This is a genomic window from Steroidobacter sp. (assembly GCF_036402275.1).
Taxonomy (GTDB): domain Bacteria; phylum Pseudomonadota; class Gammaproteobacteria; order Steroidobacterales; family Steroidobacteraceae; genus Steroidobacter.
The window spans coordinates 312345-327905 of the sequence record NZ_DASWTF010000036.1 but is presented as its reverse complement, the minus strand read 5'-3'; the positions used below and the strand labels follow the sequence as shown (position 1 = coordinate 327905).

Below are 15561 nucleotides of genomic sequence, written 5' to 3'. Positions count from 1 at the left end.
GCTCTTCCGATCGAACAGCACAACAAAGCGATGCACCATGAAGGCTGAACGGCAAGGGGTCGTGTCATCCGGTCCCACTCGCGCGCTGAAACTGGCCCTGGGTCTCACGGCGCTGGCGCTGCTCTGTCTCGCCTGGAATGCGCTCTCTTCCATGAGACAGGTGGATGAATTGCGCCGCCACCACCTGCGCATCGAAGAACTGCGTGGACAGATCGTCCATCTCGGTGAGGTGTTGACCATGTCGGCGCACATGGCGGCGTTCACCGGAGATCCCGAGTGGGAGCTGCGCTACCGAAAGTTCGAGCCGGTATTGACGGCGGCGATCGAGGAGGCCGTGTCTCTGGCGCGGGATACCGGCGCCGCTGAAGTCATCGCGCGCACCGACGCAGCCAACATTGCGCTCGTGCAGATGGAGAATCGAGTATTCGAGTACGTCCGCGAGCAGCTCTTGGTTCAGGCACGGACCATCCTTTCCAACAAAAGATATCTGCGGCAGAAGGAGATTTACGCGGCCGGGATGGATGAGTTCGACACCGCGCTCGAGCGCTCGGTGCTCTGGGCGGTCGAGCGCGACACTCGCAGGGTCCGTGTCGTCGTGAGCATTTGTGCGGTGGCCTTGCCGATGATCTTCATCTGCTGGCTCATCGCTCTGCGGGCGATGAATCGATGGCGGACCGCGCTGATCGAAAACCAACGAGCCGCGGAGCAGGCGAATCGCGCCAAGAGCGAGTTCCTCGCCAATATGAGTCATGAGATCCGCACGCCGATGAACGGTGTGATCGGCATGAGCGAGCTGCTGCTCGAAACATCGATGACGCCGGCGCAGCGGGACTGCGCTGAAACGATCCGAGACAGCGCCGCGGCGTTGTTGACCGTCATCAATGACATTCTGGATTTCTCCAAAATCGAGGCGGGCAAGATCGCGCTCGAACAGATCGACATGGATTTGCGGGATACGGTGCAGGACGTGGCGCGCCTGCTCGCCATTCAAGCGCACGCGAAGGGACTGGAGATCACCGCGCATGTCGATTCATCGATCCCCGAACTGGTGAAGGGCGACCCCGGGCGGGTCCGGCAGATGCTGCTGAATCTGTGCGGAAACGCCGTCAAGTTTACTCAGCAGGGGGAAGTATCGATCGACGTGAAGCCCCTAAGCATGGACGCTGAGGGGATCCGGGTGCGATGTGAAGTTCGCGATACCGGCATCGGTATTCCCGCCGATCGTCTGGACGCATTGTTCCAACCGTTTTCTCAGCTCGATGCCTCGACGACACGCAGGTTTGGAGGCACCGGTCTCGGGCTGACGATTGTCCGGCGCTTCGCCGAGCTCATGCAAGGCGACGCCGGAGTCGAGAGCACTGAAGGGGTCGGCTCCATCTTCTGGTTCACTGCCTGCTTCGGTAAAGCGTCGAACGCCGCCGCGCCGCTGCGAGTAATGCCAGCAAACCTGAAGGGCCAGCGTGTGCTGCTCGTGGACGACAACGCCACCAACCGCAAGATTTTGACGGGCCAGCTGAAGCTATGTGGGATGGAGCCCGTGGGCGCGAGATCTGCGAGCGAGGCGCTGACTTTGATGAGCGATGCCTGCGAAGCAGGCCGTCCCTTCGCAGTGGCGTTTCTCGATCATCAGATGCCGGATTGCGATGGCGCCGAGCTCGGTCGCATCATCATCGCCGACGAACGACTGAAATCCACGCGGCTGGTGCTGCTCACATCCTCCGGGCAGCGGGGCGACGGGCATCAGTTTGCCGAATTGGGGTTCGCCGGATATCTCCTCAAGCCGGTGTCACAACGCGACCTGGTCGATTGCCTGCTCATCGTGCTGGCCGCGGACGCGGAGGAATGGCATACGCAGACCCAGACGATCGTCACTCGACATGATTTGCGGGCCCGGCGCGGGCGGGAGAAACGATGTGTGCTCATCGCCGATGACAATGCCGTGAATCAGAAAGTGGCGCGCCGAATGCTGGAGAAGCTGGGCTATCGCGCCGAGGCGGTGAACAACGGCAAAGAAGCGCTCGCCGCCTGGGAGACTGGCCGGTTCGATCTCATCCTCATGGACTGCCAGATGCCGATACTCGACGGCTACGAGACGACTCGTGAGATCCGCCGTCGCGAAGGCGGCGGGCAGCACATTCCCATCGTCGCGCTGACTGCTGACGCAATGAAGGGAGCAGACGAGGAATGCCGGGCGGCGGGTATGGACGATTACATTCCCAAGCCGATCAATCGCGAGCGACTCGATGCCTGCCTCGATCGGCTCCTTGCCGACAAGGCAGCGGCACGACGCGATCAAGCTGAGGCATCCCGCGCGTTCGATGGAGAAGCGCCCATCGACCTGGTGGCCCTCGCAGTTCTGGCCGACGGCGACCGGGAATTCGAGCGGGAGCTCGTCGACACATTCATGAGCCATGGCGCCAGCACCCTCGATGCCATTCTCCAGGCGCTGGCCGACAATGACATCGCCGCTGTTCAACGCAGCGCACACACCCTGCGGGGCGCCAGCGCCAATATGCAGGCAGCCGCCGTCCATCTCGCGGCCGAGCGTCTGGAAAGCGCCGCTCGCGCCGGCGACAGCGGGTCGCTTGCAAGATTGACGGAGGCGTTACGCCATGAAATGCAGCACGCGATTGCGTATCTTCGCGCCCGGGGAGCGTGAGGTGAGCTGCTCAGGGCGATGACTCGGGCGCTACGCGGATTCCACCGCCTCTGATGTTTGGAAATGGGCAAACTCCCGATGCCTCGCAAGAACGACTGGAGAATTCCAGATGCATCGGTTCGCGTTTCTCGCTGCAATCGCGGTGGTTGGACTGTCATGCGGATGCACCGCGACCCCACCGAAGAGTCAACAGGTATCCAGCGATCCGGTGTTGAGCCGACAAGGCGGCGTGCTACTGCTGGTCGACGTCTGCGTGCAACGCGACCAGGTTGGCAATGACGACTATTTCCTGATCGACGAGTCGGCGTCGGGCGGCCAGGCGGCGCTCGAAGCGCTCCACAAATATCTTGCGCCCAGCGACCTTCATGTGCGCTCGCAAGTTACCGCTGTATGCGCCGCTCGCCTCAACGCGGATGGTTCGCTCATCAGCGTTGCTGACAATGTCGACGCCGAGAAGCGTCAGGCCCCACAGCCGCTCCGTATTTCTGGAAGCCACACTGAAGATCCTCAGTATGTCCGGGCGCTCGGCGTGATCAGCACGTATGCTTTCGAGCGTGCCGCGGTGGACAAGAAGGACGCGGATGAAGCGGAACCGGCGGCCTCCATCGACATGAGCGAGTTCCGCGCCGCTGCGGGCGTCATCCAGGAGAGAGCTCGTGTGTCGAGTGTTCTCTTCCTGGGCGCCTTGGGCACCAGTCGTTCGGCCGCCAAGCGTGTAGCTCAAAAGGTCTTCAGCACGACAGTGGGCGTGTTCACGGGTGTTGCAACGGCGGGCTTGGGAACTGGGTACGCCCTCATTTTCATGCCAGGCTATCAAACGGACGGCGTGGTGATGGAAGGCGCCCTGGTCGATCTGCAGTCCGGCGAGCTGACCTGGTCCAACGCAGTGCGAACTGGCGGCGACCCGGTGCATCCCGAGGTCATTGCCAATCGTCCGATCCTGGAGCTGCTGTTTCGCGACGTCATGTTCAAGCCCCTTGCCGGGCCATCCGCCGTGTCCTCGAATGAATAAATAAAGGAAACCGCCGACATGCAGACCCATGCGAAGAAACGTTTGTCGATCCTGTTGGCGATCCCGCTCGCGATCTGCGGCTGCGCCTCGCTCAAGCCGGCGCGAATGGCCCCGCAACCCACGGCAATGTCATCGTCGAAAATCGACGCCAGTGTTCGAGTCATGGATGTCAGTGGCGGTCGAAAATCGCAATTCGGCGGCCCGCAGATGATCGAGGACGACCAATACAAAGAGGCATTGATCCTCGCGCTTCAGCAATCCGGCTTGTTCAGGGAAGTGAGCAGCGATCGTGGGGACCTGGCGCTCCACGCGACGATCCGATCGCAGGACCAGAAAGTCAGCCGAGGCTTGCAGTACACCGCAACGATGGTAGTGACCTACAGGTTCACCGATAGCGCCGGCAATCTCGTCTGGTCGGCATCCTACGATTCCGAGTTCAGCTCCACGGCGTTTGCCGGCGCTACCAGAACCGTGCGAGCGCGCGAGGGCAGTGCCAGAGAAAATCTGACTTCGTTGGTCCGTGGCATTCGGGAAGAGTGGCGAAACAAGTGAGCCCGGCCTGCAAGCGCTAGGCTCTGTCATCTGGCGTCATCAACGCCGCATGGACGCATTCGCTCGTACACACGAGCTCGATCGCATCTTCCGTGCGCACGTTTGTATAGATCGCTCGGTTGGCGAAGTTCCGGACGATGTGTGCAGACGTGTAGCCACGGCGCGCGAACACTTCGCGTCCTGGTTCGACGTCGGCGTCGCGGGGCGAGCCGTGTTGAAAGTCGGAGATCAGCTGCTCGAATCTGTATCCATGCACACGGCAGAGTTCTTCGAGCGTGCCGCGCATGCCGTTAGCGGAATCGTAGAACTCTGGATGCGTCTCGAACAGGATCTTCATCCTGCGTATGTGCGCCCGGGGCAGATCGATCAGGCTCGTGAGAATCTCGACCTCGTACCCCTCCAGATCCATGCGTAACAGATCCATCGGTTCTCGATTGGCAAGATAGCTTCGCAGCGAACACGTCCGAACCGGTATCGAGCCGACGATGGTGCGTGCGTATTTCGCTTGCCAGGAAATGCTCGGGTCGGGCCGCGGTACATGCAGGCTGTGCCAGTTCGATTTCCTGGCGATCTGCAACTGTGCCTTGCCGTCCTCGAGGCCGATTGCGATGTTCTCGATCGAAACGTTGCCGAGGCCATTACGCCGCACGTTCTCCGCGAGCAAGCGAAAGCTCTGGGGAAACGGCTCGACGGCGTGGACACGCCCGCTCGCGCCGACGAGCTTCGCCATCATGACCGTGTAGTAGCCGACGTTCGCACCGAGATCGAATGCGACCATGCCAGGGCGAAGCGTGCTTTCGACGATGAATTTCTGCTCGGGCTCGCGGCCTGCGCGGCTCAGGAGCTGTCTGCCGATGCCAGGATCGTCGGCATCGAGCAGCAGCCGATAGTCGTGGATGCGCTTCTCGATGAAGCGCCGACGTAACAGATGTCTCTGCAGCGCGAGTGAGCTGGTTCGGGCGCCACGTTGCGCGAACGTCGCTAGCAACTGTAAGGCGCTGCGCTCATGAAGAGCTGCCGAAAGCCGTCGCGCTACGCTCATGACTCTGCCGTCATGTACTTTCGTCGCGTTGGTCCGTGGCCGCTCACTCGGTTCCCGTATGCACAATGACAGTTCGGGCAGTTGAGCTTGAACGCGTCGCGTGCCGCGTCGATATGCGCCTGAGTGAACAGCAGGTCCTTCAACCGCTTCTCGTGCAGATTGCCGAGCTTGAACGTCACATAGCACATCTGCACCGTGCCGTCCGCGCCGACCCAGATCAGGCGATGCCGGTCGCAGGGCACGCGCATTTTCGGTCCTTTGATCAGCCAATCGGGAATCGAGCGAATAACGGCAGGCGATGACTGCAGCAGGTGCGGCTCGCGGCTCTGAAGTCGCATGAATTCCTCGATGACGGCGTTGAGCGCCGGCCTGTCGGCTTCCGAGAACGCGAGCTCGCGATCCTGTCCTTCGGTGAAGTAGGGCAGCGAGTGGTGAATGAGATTGATGCAGATGGGTGCGTTGTATCGGGCGGCGAAGTTCCACGTCTCGCGTACGGTATCGATGCTGCAGGTGGGTTTCATCAGCAACCAGTTCAGCGTGAGTCTCACCTTGTCGCCATAGCGCTCGCGCACGTAGTCGATGTTCTCTTCGAGCTGGTCGAACCGATCCTTACGTTGCACGTATTGGTTGTAATCTTCGCCGATGCCGTACAGGCCCACCTGCACGACACGCAGCCCGGCAGCATACAAATCGTCCATCTTCTTCTTCAGCAGCAGGCCATTGGTGGTCAGATACGCGCGCAAACGCAGTTGCGTGCAGTATTCGACGATGTCGACAATCTGTTTGTGCAGCAGCGGCTCGCCACCGTAGAGGCGCACGACCTCGAAGTTCAATTCCTTGACGTCATCGAGCAGATCGCGCACCAGCGGCAGCGCCAGCTGCTGTCCGGGCATGAAATCGCGTCCATAGCGGCAGCCCTTACAGCGCAGGTTACAGTTCGCGGTGAGCACCAGATAAATATGCTCCGGATGCGGATGGATCAGCTGCGGAAAACGCTCCCAGGCGCTGCTGCGCAGGCGATTGAGCTGCGCCTGGGCCGCGCGCAACTGCTCCTTGAGGGATGGCTTGTCCCGGTATACCGGTTCGAGCAACTCCCGTAAGATCGAATGCGTGCTCATAACGTCCTCCCTCCCATCGTTCGGCACTGCCATGGCGTATGAGGATCGGATGCAAGATGCATGCGGACCCGCGGGAGTGGGCGTCCTGCGGGGAATCGGAGCAGGCGCAGCTCAACCGCGGCGAGTAACTTTCGTAGCCGCGGGCCTGCGCTGCGGCGGCATCGAGCGTGCGCTTGTGTCGCTTTCCGGTGACTTGCTGGCGCGAGGTCACCATGTGACCGTCATCACCTATGCAGCTGCGGGCACGGATTTCTTCGCGCTGCCGCCAAACGTTGCACGTATATCGCTGAATATTCGCGCCGGCGCGCCGACTCCATTTCTGCAGCTGTTGCCGATGACACGCACCAGACTGCGAGCACTGCGATCAGCGATCGAAACGAGCGAGCCAGACGTCGTGATATCGCACGCGCCCCAGATCAACGTGCCGACGTTGCTGGCGATGGGAGGCTCTCCGGTCCCGGTCATCGTCACCGAGCATGGGGATGTGCCGGTGCGACCCGCAGCGGCGAGGCCGCGCCTCTGGAAGAAATGGTTGTGGTATCGGATGCGTCGGCATTGCTATCCGCACGCGTTCAAAGTCGTGAGTGTGAGCAGGGCGATCGATCGCAGCTTCGCCTGGCTACCGGCAGAACACAGGGAGGTGATCCATAATCCTGTGCCAATAGCAGCGCAGTTGCGGTCGCAGCTGGAGCTGCCGTCCGGGCTGGATCTAAATCGTCCGTGGATCGTTAGCATTGGCCGGCTGTCGCATGCAAAGGGCCACGACGTGCTGCTCACGGCGTTTGCACGGATCGCGGCACGGTTTCCACAATGGCAGCTTGTGATCATCGGCGACGGCGAGTTGCGGGAGCAGTTACATCATCTCGCACGCGAGTTGATGGAGAAACAACAGGTGATTTTTACAGGGGCGCTTGCGTCGCCGTTCGCACTGTTGTGTCGTGCGCAGTTCTTCGTGCTTGCCTCACGCTACGAAGGCTTTCCGATGGCCGTCGCCGAAGCGCTCGTATGCGGTCAGCCGGTCATCGCCACCGATTGTCCAAGCCGCCCGCGAAAGTTCGGCGAGCGCGCCGTTGCCGGCGGCATCCGCGAGCTGGTGCGGGATGGCGTCGATGGGCTGCTGGTGCCGCCCGAGGATCCAGCGGCTCTGGCGGACGCGATGGCTCGTTGGATGGAGAATCCGCACGAACGACGCCGCCTGGCGCAGCAGACAGCCTCTGGCATGACGCGCTTCTCCCGTGAGCAAGTTGTTGAAGCCTGGGAGCGGTTGGTGGAGCAGGCGGTGGCAGTGCGCCACGAGCGATGCTCGAGGGGAGTGGTGTAGTAACTTCTACATCGCAGCGCCGGCGTGCGTTGTAATTTGTTTATTGGCGGCATCATCTGCGGAGTAGCGTCATTCGCGGACTAGGCGGCCGCGCAGCGGTCATCTCCATCACCCGGCTGCTCAATCAGGGGCTGATACTGATCAGCCCGATCGTGCTGGTTCGCCTGCTCTCGGTGCAGGATTTCGGCAGATACCGCGAGTTCCTGCTGTATACGACCGTACTGCTGAGCTTCGCCGCGCTCGGCATCAGTAACAGCCTGCTGCGCTTCATTCCCAGTCGACCGGAGCTGAAGTGGCGTTACGTTCACCATACTGTCGCGCTGACCTTCGCGAGCAGCGTGCTGGTTACCGGGGTGGCGCTGCTGGTCGACACCGCACTCGACGGCAGGGCCATGGGCGAGTTCGCACTGCCAGCGGCCATCTACGTGCTGCTGTTCGTGAACCTGGATTTCTGGGAGTTTCTGTGGCTGGCGGAGAAACGCAGTTTCGCCGTGCTCGGCTATACGACCGGGCGGCTGGTGGCGCGCCTGCTGACGGTGATCACCGCCGCGGCGCTCAGCGGGCAGGTGAGGGTGATCGTCTGGTCCCTGGTCTGCCTGGAAGCCACGCGACTCACGATTTCGTTCATCAGCTGGCGTCGGCGCGTGCAGCCCGTCACTGCCGACACGACTGGCGTGCTGCGCGAGCAGCTATGGTACTGCCTGCCGTTCGGCGGCTCGATGGTGATCGCCTCGCTCAACCGCTCCATCGGCAATCTGTTCGTCGCAAAGACGATGGGGCCGGTTGCCCTCGCGCATTATGCGATCGGCACGTATCTGCAGCCGGTGATCACCGTGCTCCGCAATTCGGTCTCCGATGTGCTTTTGCCCGAGATGGTCGCGCGTAACCGCGAAACGCACGAGGACATGCTGCTGCTGTTTCGACGTACCACGGTCGTGATCGCGATCTTGCTCATCGCGGCGGCAGTCATGCTGGCTCGCTTCGCGGAGATTCTGGTGATCACGCTGTTCTCCGAGGAGTATCGGCCCGCGGTCGGCATCCTGCAGATATATCTGCTGGTGTTCGCGCGCGAGAGCCTGGATTTCGGCGTGCCCCTGCGAGCGATCAATCGCACCACGCCGATCCTTCGTAGCAACGTGCTGGCCATCGTCATCAACGTGGTGCTGGTGTCGCTGCTGTTGCCGCTGTGGGGATTGACTGGTGCCGTGATCGCATTCGTCGTCTCGCGGCTCATTGAGGGCGTTTATCTCGGCTGGCAGACGATGCGCGCTTACGAAGTGCCGCTGAGCCAGTTGGCGCCTTGGAAGGATCTTGGCAAAGTCGTCGTCGCCGCCGGGCTCGCCGCCGCGGTGCTGTACGGCGATTTCTGGACCGAACTGTTGGGTTTTCCCGGCGTGCTGCTTGGAGCTGCAGCTTACGTCGCTGCGTTCGCCACGATGCTCTTGTTGCTACGGGTTCCGGAAGCGTCGGTGTTGCTCCAGCACGTGCGCTCGGCGCCGTCGCTGTTGTGACGGTCGGATTGATGGATTACGTGCACTCGGGGAGAATCGATGGCAAGCACTTCACCTCATGGAAGTTGTCTTCGTGCTCGCGATCATGTGGCGACTCTGTGTCATCCCAGTTGGGATAGTGCAATTGAGCTCGTTGTCGCAGAAGGCGCGCAAAATCCAAAATGTGCCGTCTCTCGACTGTTCAACCCGGCCGCGCCGTCCTGGAAGAAATTCAAGATACGAATCACCTCAGGAAGGCCGTCATAAACAGCGACCTGAAGCGCCTCGGCGCAAATATCCTGCGGAATCTGGATCTGCTCTCTCATTTGTTTCGGGTGTCCGTGAGTTTCAAGAGAGGGCGGCCGCGTTAGTTTAGCCACCACTCTGGCGTCGGGATATGATCGAAGGAATGGCCGATCCATCCAAACTCGCCTTCGCCGAATGCGCGCCGTATTACAGGTTTCGCGCCCCATACGCACCGGAAGCCTTTGCAAGCATCCAAACCACCTTTGGATTGAACCACAGCAGCCGTGTGCTGGATCTGGGCTGCGGGCCGGGTACGGTGACGATTCCTCTCGCTCGGGTCGTGGGCTCGGTGGTTGCGGTCGACCCGTGCGTGGAGATGATCGAGGAAGGTCGCAAGCTCGCTGACTCCGGCAACATCCAGTGGCGATGCATGAGAGCAGAGGATGCGACGGAGGAGGTGGGCGACTTCGACGTGGTGACGATGGGGCAGTCCTTTCATTGGATGGAGCGCGATCGGGTGCTGAGCCAAGTGGCGAAGCTGATCAAACCCGGCGGCGGCTTGGTCTTGATCAATCCGGGCCGTCGTCGGCCGCAGGAAAGTTGGGAGTCGCTTGTCTATGGCGTGATCGCTCGCTACGTCGCTCCGAACGAGCGGCACCCGAGCAAGAGTCCCGAGCTTGCGCACGAGCCGTCCTTGCTACGCTCGGCATCTTTCTCGGAGTTCACCACGACCGAGTTTGGCATGGCGTTCGACCGTGACCTCGATTCCATCGTCGGATACGTGTACTCCTCATCAACATCGCCGAGGTCGGCGTTCGGAAATCGCGCTCTAGAGTTCGAGCGCGAGCTGTCAGAGACCCTGCGAAGAATCAATCCACCCGGCGTCTTCAGGGAGCGGGTCGAAACAGAACTGATCGTGGCCAAGAAGCGCGTGTAATGATCATGAGCGCCATTAGTCAGTTGCTCGATCGCGTTCGGAACTGGTTCAAGCCTGAGCCGGCGCTACTGTTGCCGCCAGGGACATCGTTGCTGGCCATGGGCGGGTTTGTTCCTGAGGGCTTCAGCCACGGCATCGAGATTCTGAATGATGACAAGACGCCGATGGTGTTCGTTGTTTGGGTACTGGAGAAGGAGTTGGGATTCGATACGAAAGCAGCCACGCGCACGATGCTGCAGATCCATACAAAAGGCGGTGCGCTCCTGGCATTGAAAACGCGCGAGGAGGCTGAACGAGTCGCGAGTGCTATCACGTGGCACGCGCATGATCGAGGTCATCCCCTGTCGTGCAAAGCAGTCAGCGTCGATCGGGAATCGTGATTCTGTCCTCGATTGGCGCGGCGCTCACTTGGGCAGTCGATCAAGTACAGTCTTCAGCAACGCCACGATTCGCTCGCGCGGAAGGTGTGAAGGTTTCGATCCTGCGGGCGGCTTGACGCCCGAGAACACAACCAATCTGTCTCCCGACAGTACGCCTGCAGTAGTGCGGTTGTAGGAAGCAGCATCGCCTACGCGTCTAGGCATCGAACCCAGCGATGATCGACTCCAGCGCCTTTAACGAGGCCCGACCGAATTTTCGCGTGACATTCCGAAGTAGGGCGATATCGAGAGCCTCTTTATTTACGTAGTACGCCTGCTGCGCATCCCTTAAATCGACGGGCCCGCCCGCATACAGCTTCATGGCGATGAAGTCTTCTTTGCTGATTACCTGGAGTAACTGCCCGCTCATCTCAACCTGCAGCACCCGATCGAAAGCCTCACGATCGAACCCTTTTAATCCAAACAGTAAGTCCACACGATTTTTGTATCTGTCCTTGATGACGAGAACAGCTGCGATGGGATCATCGAAGGCTCCCTTCTTGAGTTCCACATTGAAGCCTGCGTCTGTGAGGTCTTTGCTGAGTGCAGGCGCCTCCAAGGCGGCCAACGACACGATCGCGTCGGCATCCAAGCTGGCTCGGACAACGCCGTGCACGGCGCCAGCCATCGCTCCGATGATCGCGTACGTTACGGACTTTGCTCGCAGTACGTCCAACACATCGATGAGGAGCAGCGCAGATTCGCCGCGCGTCGTAGCTCTCATGCTCGGCGCGACCGCAGCGCTTCGCCCGCATCCTGCAACTGAGCCATTTGACGGCTATGCCTCAGAAACATATCCAGTCTCTCAGCCGGCGACAACGCACGCTGCTCATCTAATAAGTCAAGGTCCAACTCATTTGCCAGGCGCGATTCCCTGCGTCGGCCAGCAGCTCGTTGTTGGATGCGAACTGAGAAAGGTAGGCCGCCCTTGCGGACGACATGAGTTAAAAACAGACGAATGGCATCGCTCATCTCGAGACCATTCTCCTTGAGAACGGCAATGGCCCGATCCTTCAACTCCCCGTCGATACGCGCTCTGACTAATGACTCTTTCATGACCACATTGTAGCCACATAAATATTGATGTTCAATGCTCATGAAATCGGAGAAAAATTCGTAATTTCAATGATGTATATCTATTAACGATATCACCTGTTTATCGTTAGTTGCTTGATGGAAGAGTAGGGTACGCAACACGGCAAGGAAAGCCCGGAATAACACCCGCGAGACATCGACTATGAACGCTGACGCCACCGATCTGCCCCGCCGCGCACCGCGGATCTCGGCCCAGGATGTGTTCGCGGCCGCCGATGCGCTGCTGGGCGAGGGCCACAAACCGACCATCGATCGGGTGCGTGTGCGGTTAGGGCGCGGCTCGCCCAACACCATCAATGAGCATCTGGAGGTTTGGTGGCGCGAGCTCGGCATCCGCTTTCGCGAGTCCGCCGGGCTGGCTCTGCCCGGTGTGCCCGAGGCGATTGGTCAGCACTTGGTGGAACTGTGGAACCTGGCCTTGGGCGAATCGCGGCAGAGCCTGCACGCCGCCCTGCTGGAACGAGAGTTGGCGCTCACCGAACGCAGTCAGGCGCTGGATGCGCGTGAGCAGGCCCTCACTGAGCGCGAAGCTGCGGTTCAGGCGCGCCTGGAGGCGCAGGCCGCTGCCCTGGCGCTCGCCGAGCGCCAGCTGGAGGAAGCCAATCAGCGCGCCCGGGTGCTGGAAGTCGCCCTCGCCCAACGCGATCAGGAGCTCGAGCAAGCCCGTCACCACCGCGCTGGCGTCGAGGGGGAACTCAGCCAATTACGCGAGCAGCTGTCCGCGGAGCAAGCGAGCCATACGGCCGAGCGTGAGCGGCTGAACGAACGCTACGACCTATTGCAGAACCGCTCGGCCCAAGACATCGATCGCCTTCACCAAGCCCAACGGGAGGACCAAAAACGTTTGCAGACGCTGCGTGCCGAGCGCGACCACTTGGTCAAGGAGCACGCCGAGGCGCAAGCCGAAGCGACTCGGTGGTCGGCCGAGCTACAAGCTCTAAAGACGCTCGCACGAGACGCCAGCGCCGGGGCGAAAGCGGGGACCAAAACCAAATCACGACGGCGCAAGTCCAGCCGCAAGGTCGCACGGGCACGGTCCTGATGCGTTAGCCTTGCGAACACACTGGGCTGTAGTTCGACTCCGCATGAAGCTCGTCGTCTTTCCCGACACCAATGTGTTGTTTCACTGCAAGCCGCTCGCCGACCTGCCTTGGCACGAGCACGGTGACGTCGACCTCGTGCATGTGTTGATTGGCGCGCCGGTGCAAGACGAGGTCGACCGTCACAAGCAGGATGGCAACAGTCGGCGCGCCAAGCGCGCCCGGGATGCAAACGCGCTGTTCCGACGTATGCTGGCGCAAGCCGATGAGACGCCGCTGGTGATCCGCGAACGCAACCCGACCGTGCAAATCAGTTTCGCGCCATCGTTACCTGTCACGCGGCCCCGGCTGGACACCCTCGATCTCACCCGCGCCGACGACCGGCTTCTCGAAGAAGTCATTCATTTCGGCCGTGGCGACCCGGCCGCGTGTGTCCTGACCGACGATACGGGAATGCAGCTGAAGGCCAAGCGTCATGGCGTGCGGGTCGTGCCCGTCGGTCCCAATTGGCGGCTGGCGCCAGAGACGGATGAACGTGACAAGCAAATCCAGCTGCTCACGACCGAATTGGCGCGGTTGCGAAGCGCACACCCGGTCCTCGCGCTGCGCGTCAACGATCAAGACGCCGCAACGGTCGGATCGATCGCGGCAACGCTGCCCTGTTATCCGCCGCTGGCGGAGCACACCGTGGTTGAACTTACCCGCGCGGTGAAGACGCGTTATCCGATCGCGACCGATTTCGGCGAGCAACCACCACCGCAATCAGAGTTCGATGACCTGGTGAAGAACACGATCATCGCTCAACTGCGGACTTGGGAGCCGCCGACCTCCGATAGCATCAAAGCCTATGAGACATCGTACGCGGAATGGCTCACCGCGACGTCACGGAAATTTGAGCGCTTGCATGTCCGCTTGAATGCGGCCGGCCGCGTCATCCCAGTGCGCTTTCAGCTGCGAAACGTAGGGCTCTGTCCAGCGGATGGTCTGCAGTTGAAGGTCACGGCGCATGCCGGTATCAAGATGTTGGCGAGCCACGCTGACGCCGTCCCGGCGATGATTCGGCAGCTTCGAGGACTGGACGGCGTGATCACCTTGAACAAGCCCCCCCAGGCACCGAAAGGGCAATACACCGCCGCGCGCTGGGCGCACACCCTGGAGCGGGCCACCTCGATCATTCCCGGCAACCCGATCGGCACGTCGCTGCTGCGTCCCCGCGTCGTCCCGGGTCGACATGATTTCTATCGACAAGACAAGGATTCGGTGGGATCCAGCTGCGTGTTTGGTGTGGAGGAACTCAGGCACGGTGCCGACGCCGAGAGTTTCAGCCTCTGGCTCTTTGTACCCGCTGACATCGCGCCGGCGCGGTCTCATTTGTACTTTCGCGTTTCGGCCCGCAATTTACCCGACGCGCTTCAAAAGCGTGTACGGCTCGATCTCACCTATGAGAGGCACGATACGCTCGCCATCGCCAAGCGTTGGCGCCTTCGCGATCATTGACGATACACGAGCGAGCGCTACGTCATCCTGCGATGAACTGGCGATGTATCGACCGCCGAAAGGTCACGATGGCTCGCACAACGCATCACCGCCGCGTGCTTATGAATCAACGAGCACCGATCAGAGAGCTGTGCGGGACAGTTTGAGAATCGCAATCCGGAAGCTTGTTGACACCTGCCCGAGTTCCCACCTCAGGCGGGCGTGAGTGCTCACCGGGGCCGACGAGCGGCAGAAATTCGGGCGAGCTCATCGACGGCTGAGCAATGAGATATAGCTCGCTTTGAGCGGATCGGCGGCTCGTCCGATCATGACGCTCATTGAGCCGCTACGGAGCAGTGGCAGCGCCGGGGGCAACTTAAGAGCAGACGCCCGTTCGGTCGGGCGAAAACACAACATCTTGGGGCTCGGTCCCGTCGTGGCACAAGTAATGGATCCCGACGTATTGTAGGTTTTACGCGGTAGACGTATGCTGAACGGGCTCGAGTGCCACTTCGCGCTCAGTACAGCACATCGACGGTCCGCGACACGGCTTGGCCGGTTCTCGCGGGGAGCCTGAGGGATGCCATGAGTGCGCACCGGCCCTGGAGCGCTCTCTAACCATTCATGAGGCGATGTCAGATGTCCAAGAAGACGGTTCATACCACCCCAAACCCCGGCGGCAAAGGCTGGGTCAACAAGCTCGGCGGTGAGGTCGTAAGCAAGCACCGAACGCAGGAGAATGCCGCCGACCGCGGCCGCGAGATTGCTCGCGAGCAGCGTACGAGCACTCAATTCATCGCCGCGATGGAACCATTGGCGAAAAGAACTCGTATGGGCGCGAACCCGCTACCGCCGCGAGACAAGAATAGATAGGTCAAACGACGTGGTTCGCCTTCGACGCTCGAAGGCGAACCTTTGTTGTTCAAGCATCAGAACTTGGCCGGGCCTGAACTAAATCCCCGCCTAACGGTGGGATTCAAACTGTTCGCAGTGCTCGTCAACGGCGGTCACAGTTGAATCAGATATCCAATGAACTCGGCGGGCTGGTGCAACCGATCGACAAACGTGGTCATCTGTTCCGAGCTCTCCGCGCAAAAAATACCGCCGCGATGCCTTGTTTGCGGACTCACGATACGTCGAGCTTGTCTCTAAAC

General features: G+C 60.9%; 15 protein-coding genes. 10 read left to right on the top strand and 5 right to left on the bottom strand.

The genetic code is table 11. The features are described 5' to 3' along the window. Nucleotides 1-37: 37 nt before the first annotated feature. The 3 genes from VGD45_RS21125 (at nucleotide 38) to VGD45_RS21115 (ending at nucleotide 4223) form a co-directional block, all read left to right on the top strand. Nucleotides 38-2659 (top strand): response regulator, encoded by a 2622-nt coding sequence (locus VGD45_RS21125; protein ID WP_331157330.1) that lies wholly within the window; start codon nucleotides 38-40, stop codon nucleotides 2657-2659. Between the two features lie 109 nt (nucleotides 2660-2768). Further along, nucleotides 2769-3671, top strand: a complete 903-nt coding sequence (locus VGD45_RS21120) for a hypothetical protein (RefSeq protein ID WP_331157329.1) — start codon at nucleotides 2769-2771, stop codon at nucleotides 3669-3671. An 18-nt stretch (nucleotides 3672-3689) separates the two neighbouring features. Then, a complete protein-coding gene (locus VGD45_RS21115) occupies nucleotides 3690-4223 on the top strand; it encodes a hypothetical protein (RefSeq protein WP_331157328.1) in 534 nt (177 codons plus the stop codon). Between the two features lie 16 nt (nucleotides 4224-4239). Here the strand turns inward: VGD45_RS21115 and VGD45_RS21110 are convergent, their stop codons facing one another. Both VGD45_RS21110 and VGD45_RS21105 read right to left on the bottom strand, forming a co-directional pair. Further along, the gene (locus tag VGD45_RS21110) at nucleotides 4240-5265 is read right to left on the bottom strand and encodes an FkbM family methyltransferase (RefSeq protein WP_331157327.1); all 1026 of its coding nucleotides are present in this window, start codon (nucleotides 5263-5265) and stop codon (nucleotides 4240-4242) included. Next, nucleotides 5262-6383 (bottom strand): radical SAM protein, encoded by a 1122-nt coding sequence (locus VGD45_RS21105; RefSeq protein WP_331157326.1) that lies wholly within the window; start codon nucleotides 6381-6383, stop codon nucleotides 5262-5264. The genes VGD45_RS21110 and VGD45_RS21105 overlap by 4 nt, the downstream gene beginning before the upstream one ends. Nucleotides 6384-6414: 31 nt before the next feature. Between VGD45_RS21105 and VGD45_RS21100 the strand changes: the two genes are divergently transcribed. Both VGD45_RS21100 and VGD45_RS21095 read left to right on the top strand, forming a co-directional pair. Then, nucleotides 6415-7704 carry a glycosyltransferase family 4 protein gene (locus VGD45_RS21100; protein WP_331157810.1) on the top strand — a complete coding sequence of 430 codons (1290 nt, stop codon included), beginning with the start codon at nucleotides 6415-6417 and terminating at the stop codon, nucleotides 7702-7704. 56 nt (nucleotides 7705-7760) lie between these two features. Then, complete coding sequence (locus tag VGD45_RS21095) at nucleotides 7761-9215, top strand: lipopolysaccharide biosynthesis protein (protein ID WP_331157809.1); 1455 nt, start codon at nucleotides 7761-7763, stop codon at nucleotides 9213-9215. Between the two features lie 101 nt (nucleotides 9216-9316). Here the strand turns inward: VGD45_RS21095 and VGD45_RS21090 are convergent, their stop codons facing one another. Further along, nucleotides 9317-9520, bottom strand: a complete 204-nt coding sequence (locus VGD45_RS21090; RefSeq protein WP_331157325.1) for a hypothetical protein — start codon at nucleotides 9518-9520, stop codon at nucleotides 9317-9319. Nucleotides 9521-9603: 83 nt separating this feature from the next. On the opposite strand from VGD45_RS21090, the gene VGD45_RS21085 reads away from it, so the two are divergent. Together VGD45_RS21085 and VGD45_RS21080 are read left to right on the top strand one after the other, a co-directional pair. Next, nucleotides 9604-10377: a methyltransferase domain-containing protein gene (locus tag VGD45_RS21085; RefSeq protein WP_331157324.1), complete on the top strand. Its 774-nt coding sequence runs from the start codon at nucleotides 9604-9606 to the stop codon at nucleotides 10375-10377. A 5-nt stretch (nucleotides 10378-10382) separates the two neighbouring features. Continuing rightward, nucleotides 10383-10757, top strand: coding sequence for an ATP-dependent Clp protease adaptor ClpS (locus VGD45_RS21080; protein ID WP_331157323.1), 375 nt, complete (start codon nucleotides 10383-10385; stop codon nucleotides 10755-10757). A gap of 196 nt (nucleotides 10758-10953) precedes the next feature. Here VGD45_RS21080 and VGD45_RS21075 read toward each other — a convergent pair whose 3' ends face one another. After that, nucleotides 10954-11520, bottom strand: coding sequence for a hypothetical protein (locus tag VGD45_RS21075; protein WP_331157322.1), 567 nt, complete (start codon nucleotides 11518-11520; stop codon nucleotides 10954-10956). Beyond that, complete coding sequence (locus VGD45_RS21070) at nucleotides 11517-11894, bottom strand: type II toxin-antitoxin system RelB/DinJ family antitoxin (RefSeq protein ID WP_331157321.1); 378 nt, start codon at nucleotides 11892-11894, stop codon at nucleotides 11517-11519. Before VGD45_RS21070 ends, VGD45_RS21075 begins: the two co-directional genes overlap by 4 nt. A 139-nt stretch (nucleotides 11895-12033) precedes the next feature. Here VGD45_RS21070 and VGD45_RS21065 point away from each other — a divergent pair, with 139 nt between their 5' ends. The 3 genes from VGD45_RS21065 (at nucleotide 12034) to VGD45_RS21055 (ending at nucleotide 15280) form a co-directional block, all read left to right on the top strand. After that, nucleotides 12034-12933 carry a DNA-binding protein gene (locus tag VGD45_RS21065; RefSeq protein WP_331157320.1) on the top strand — a complete coding sequence of 300 codons (900 nt, stop codon included), beginning with the start codon at nucleotides 12034-12036 and terminating at the stop codon, nucleotides 12931-12933. Between the two features lie 43 nt (nucleotides 12934-12976). Continuing rightward, nucleotides 12977-14428, top strand: coding sequence for a PIN domain-containing protein (locus VGD45_RS21060; protein ID WP_331157319.1), 1452 nt, complete (start codon nucleotides 12977-12979; stop codon nucleotides 14426-14428). A gap of 618 nt (nucleotides 14429-15046) precedes the next feature. After that, the gene (locus VGD45_RS21055; RefSeq protein WP_331157318.1) at nucleotides 15047-15280 is read left to right on the top strand and encodes a DUF2188 domain-containing protein; all 234 of its coding nucleotides are present in this window, start codon (nucleotides 15047-15049) and stop codon (nucleotides 15278-15280) included. The last annotated feature ends 281 nt before the right edge of the window (nucleotides 15281-15561 follow it).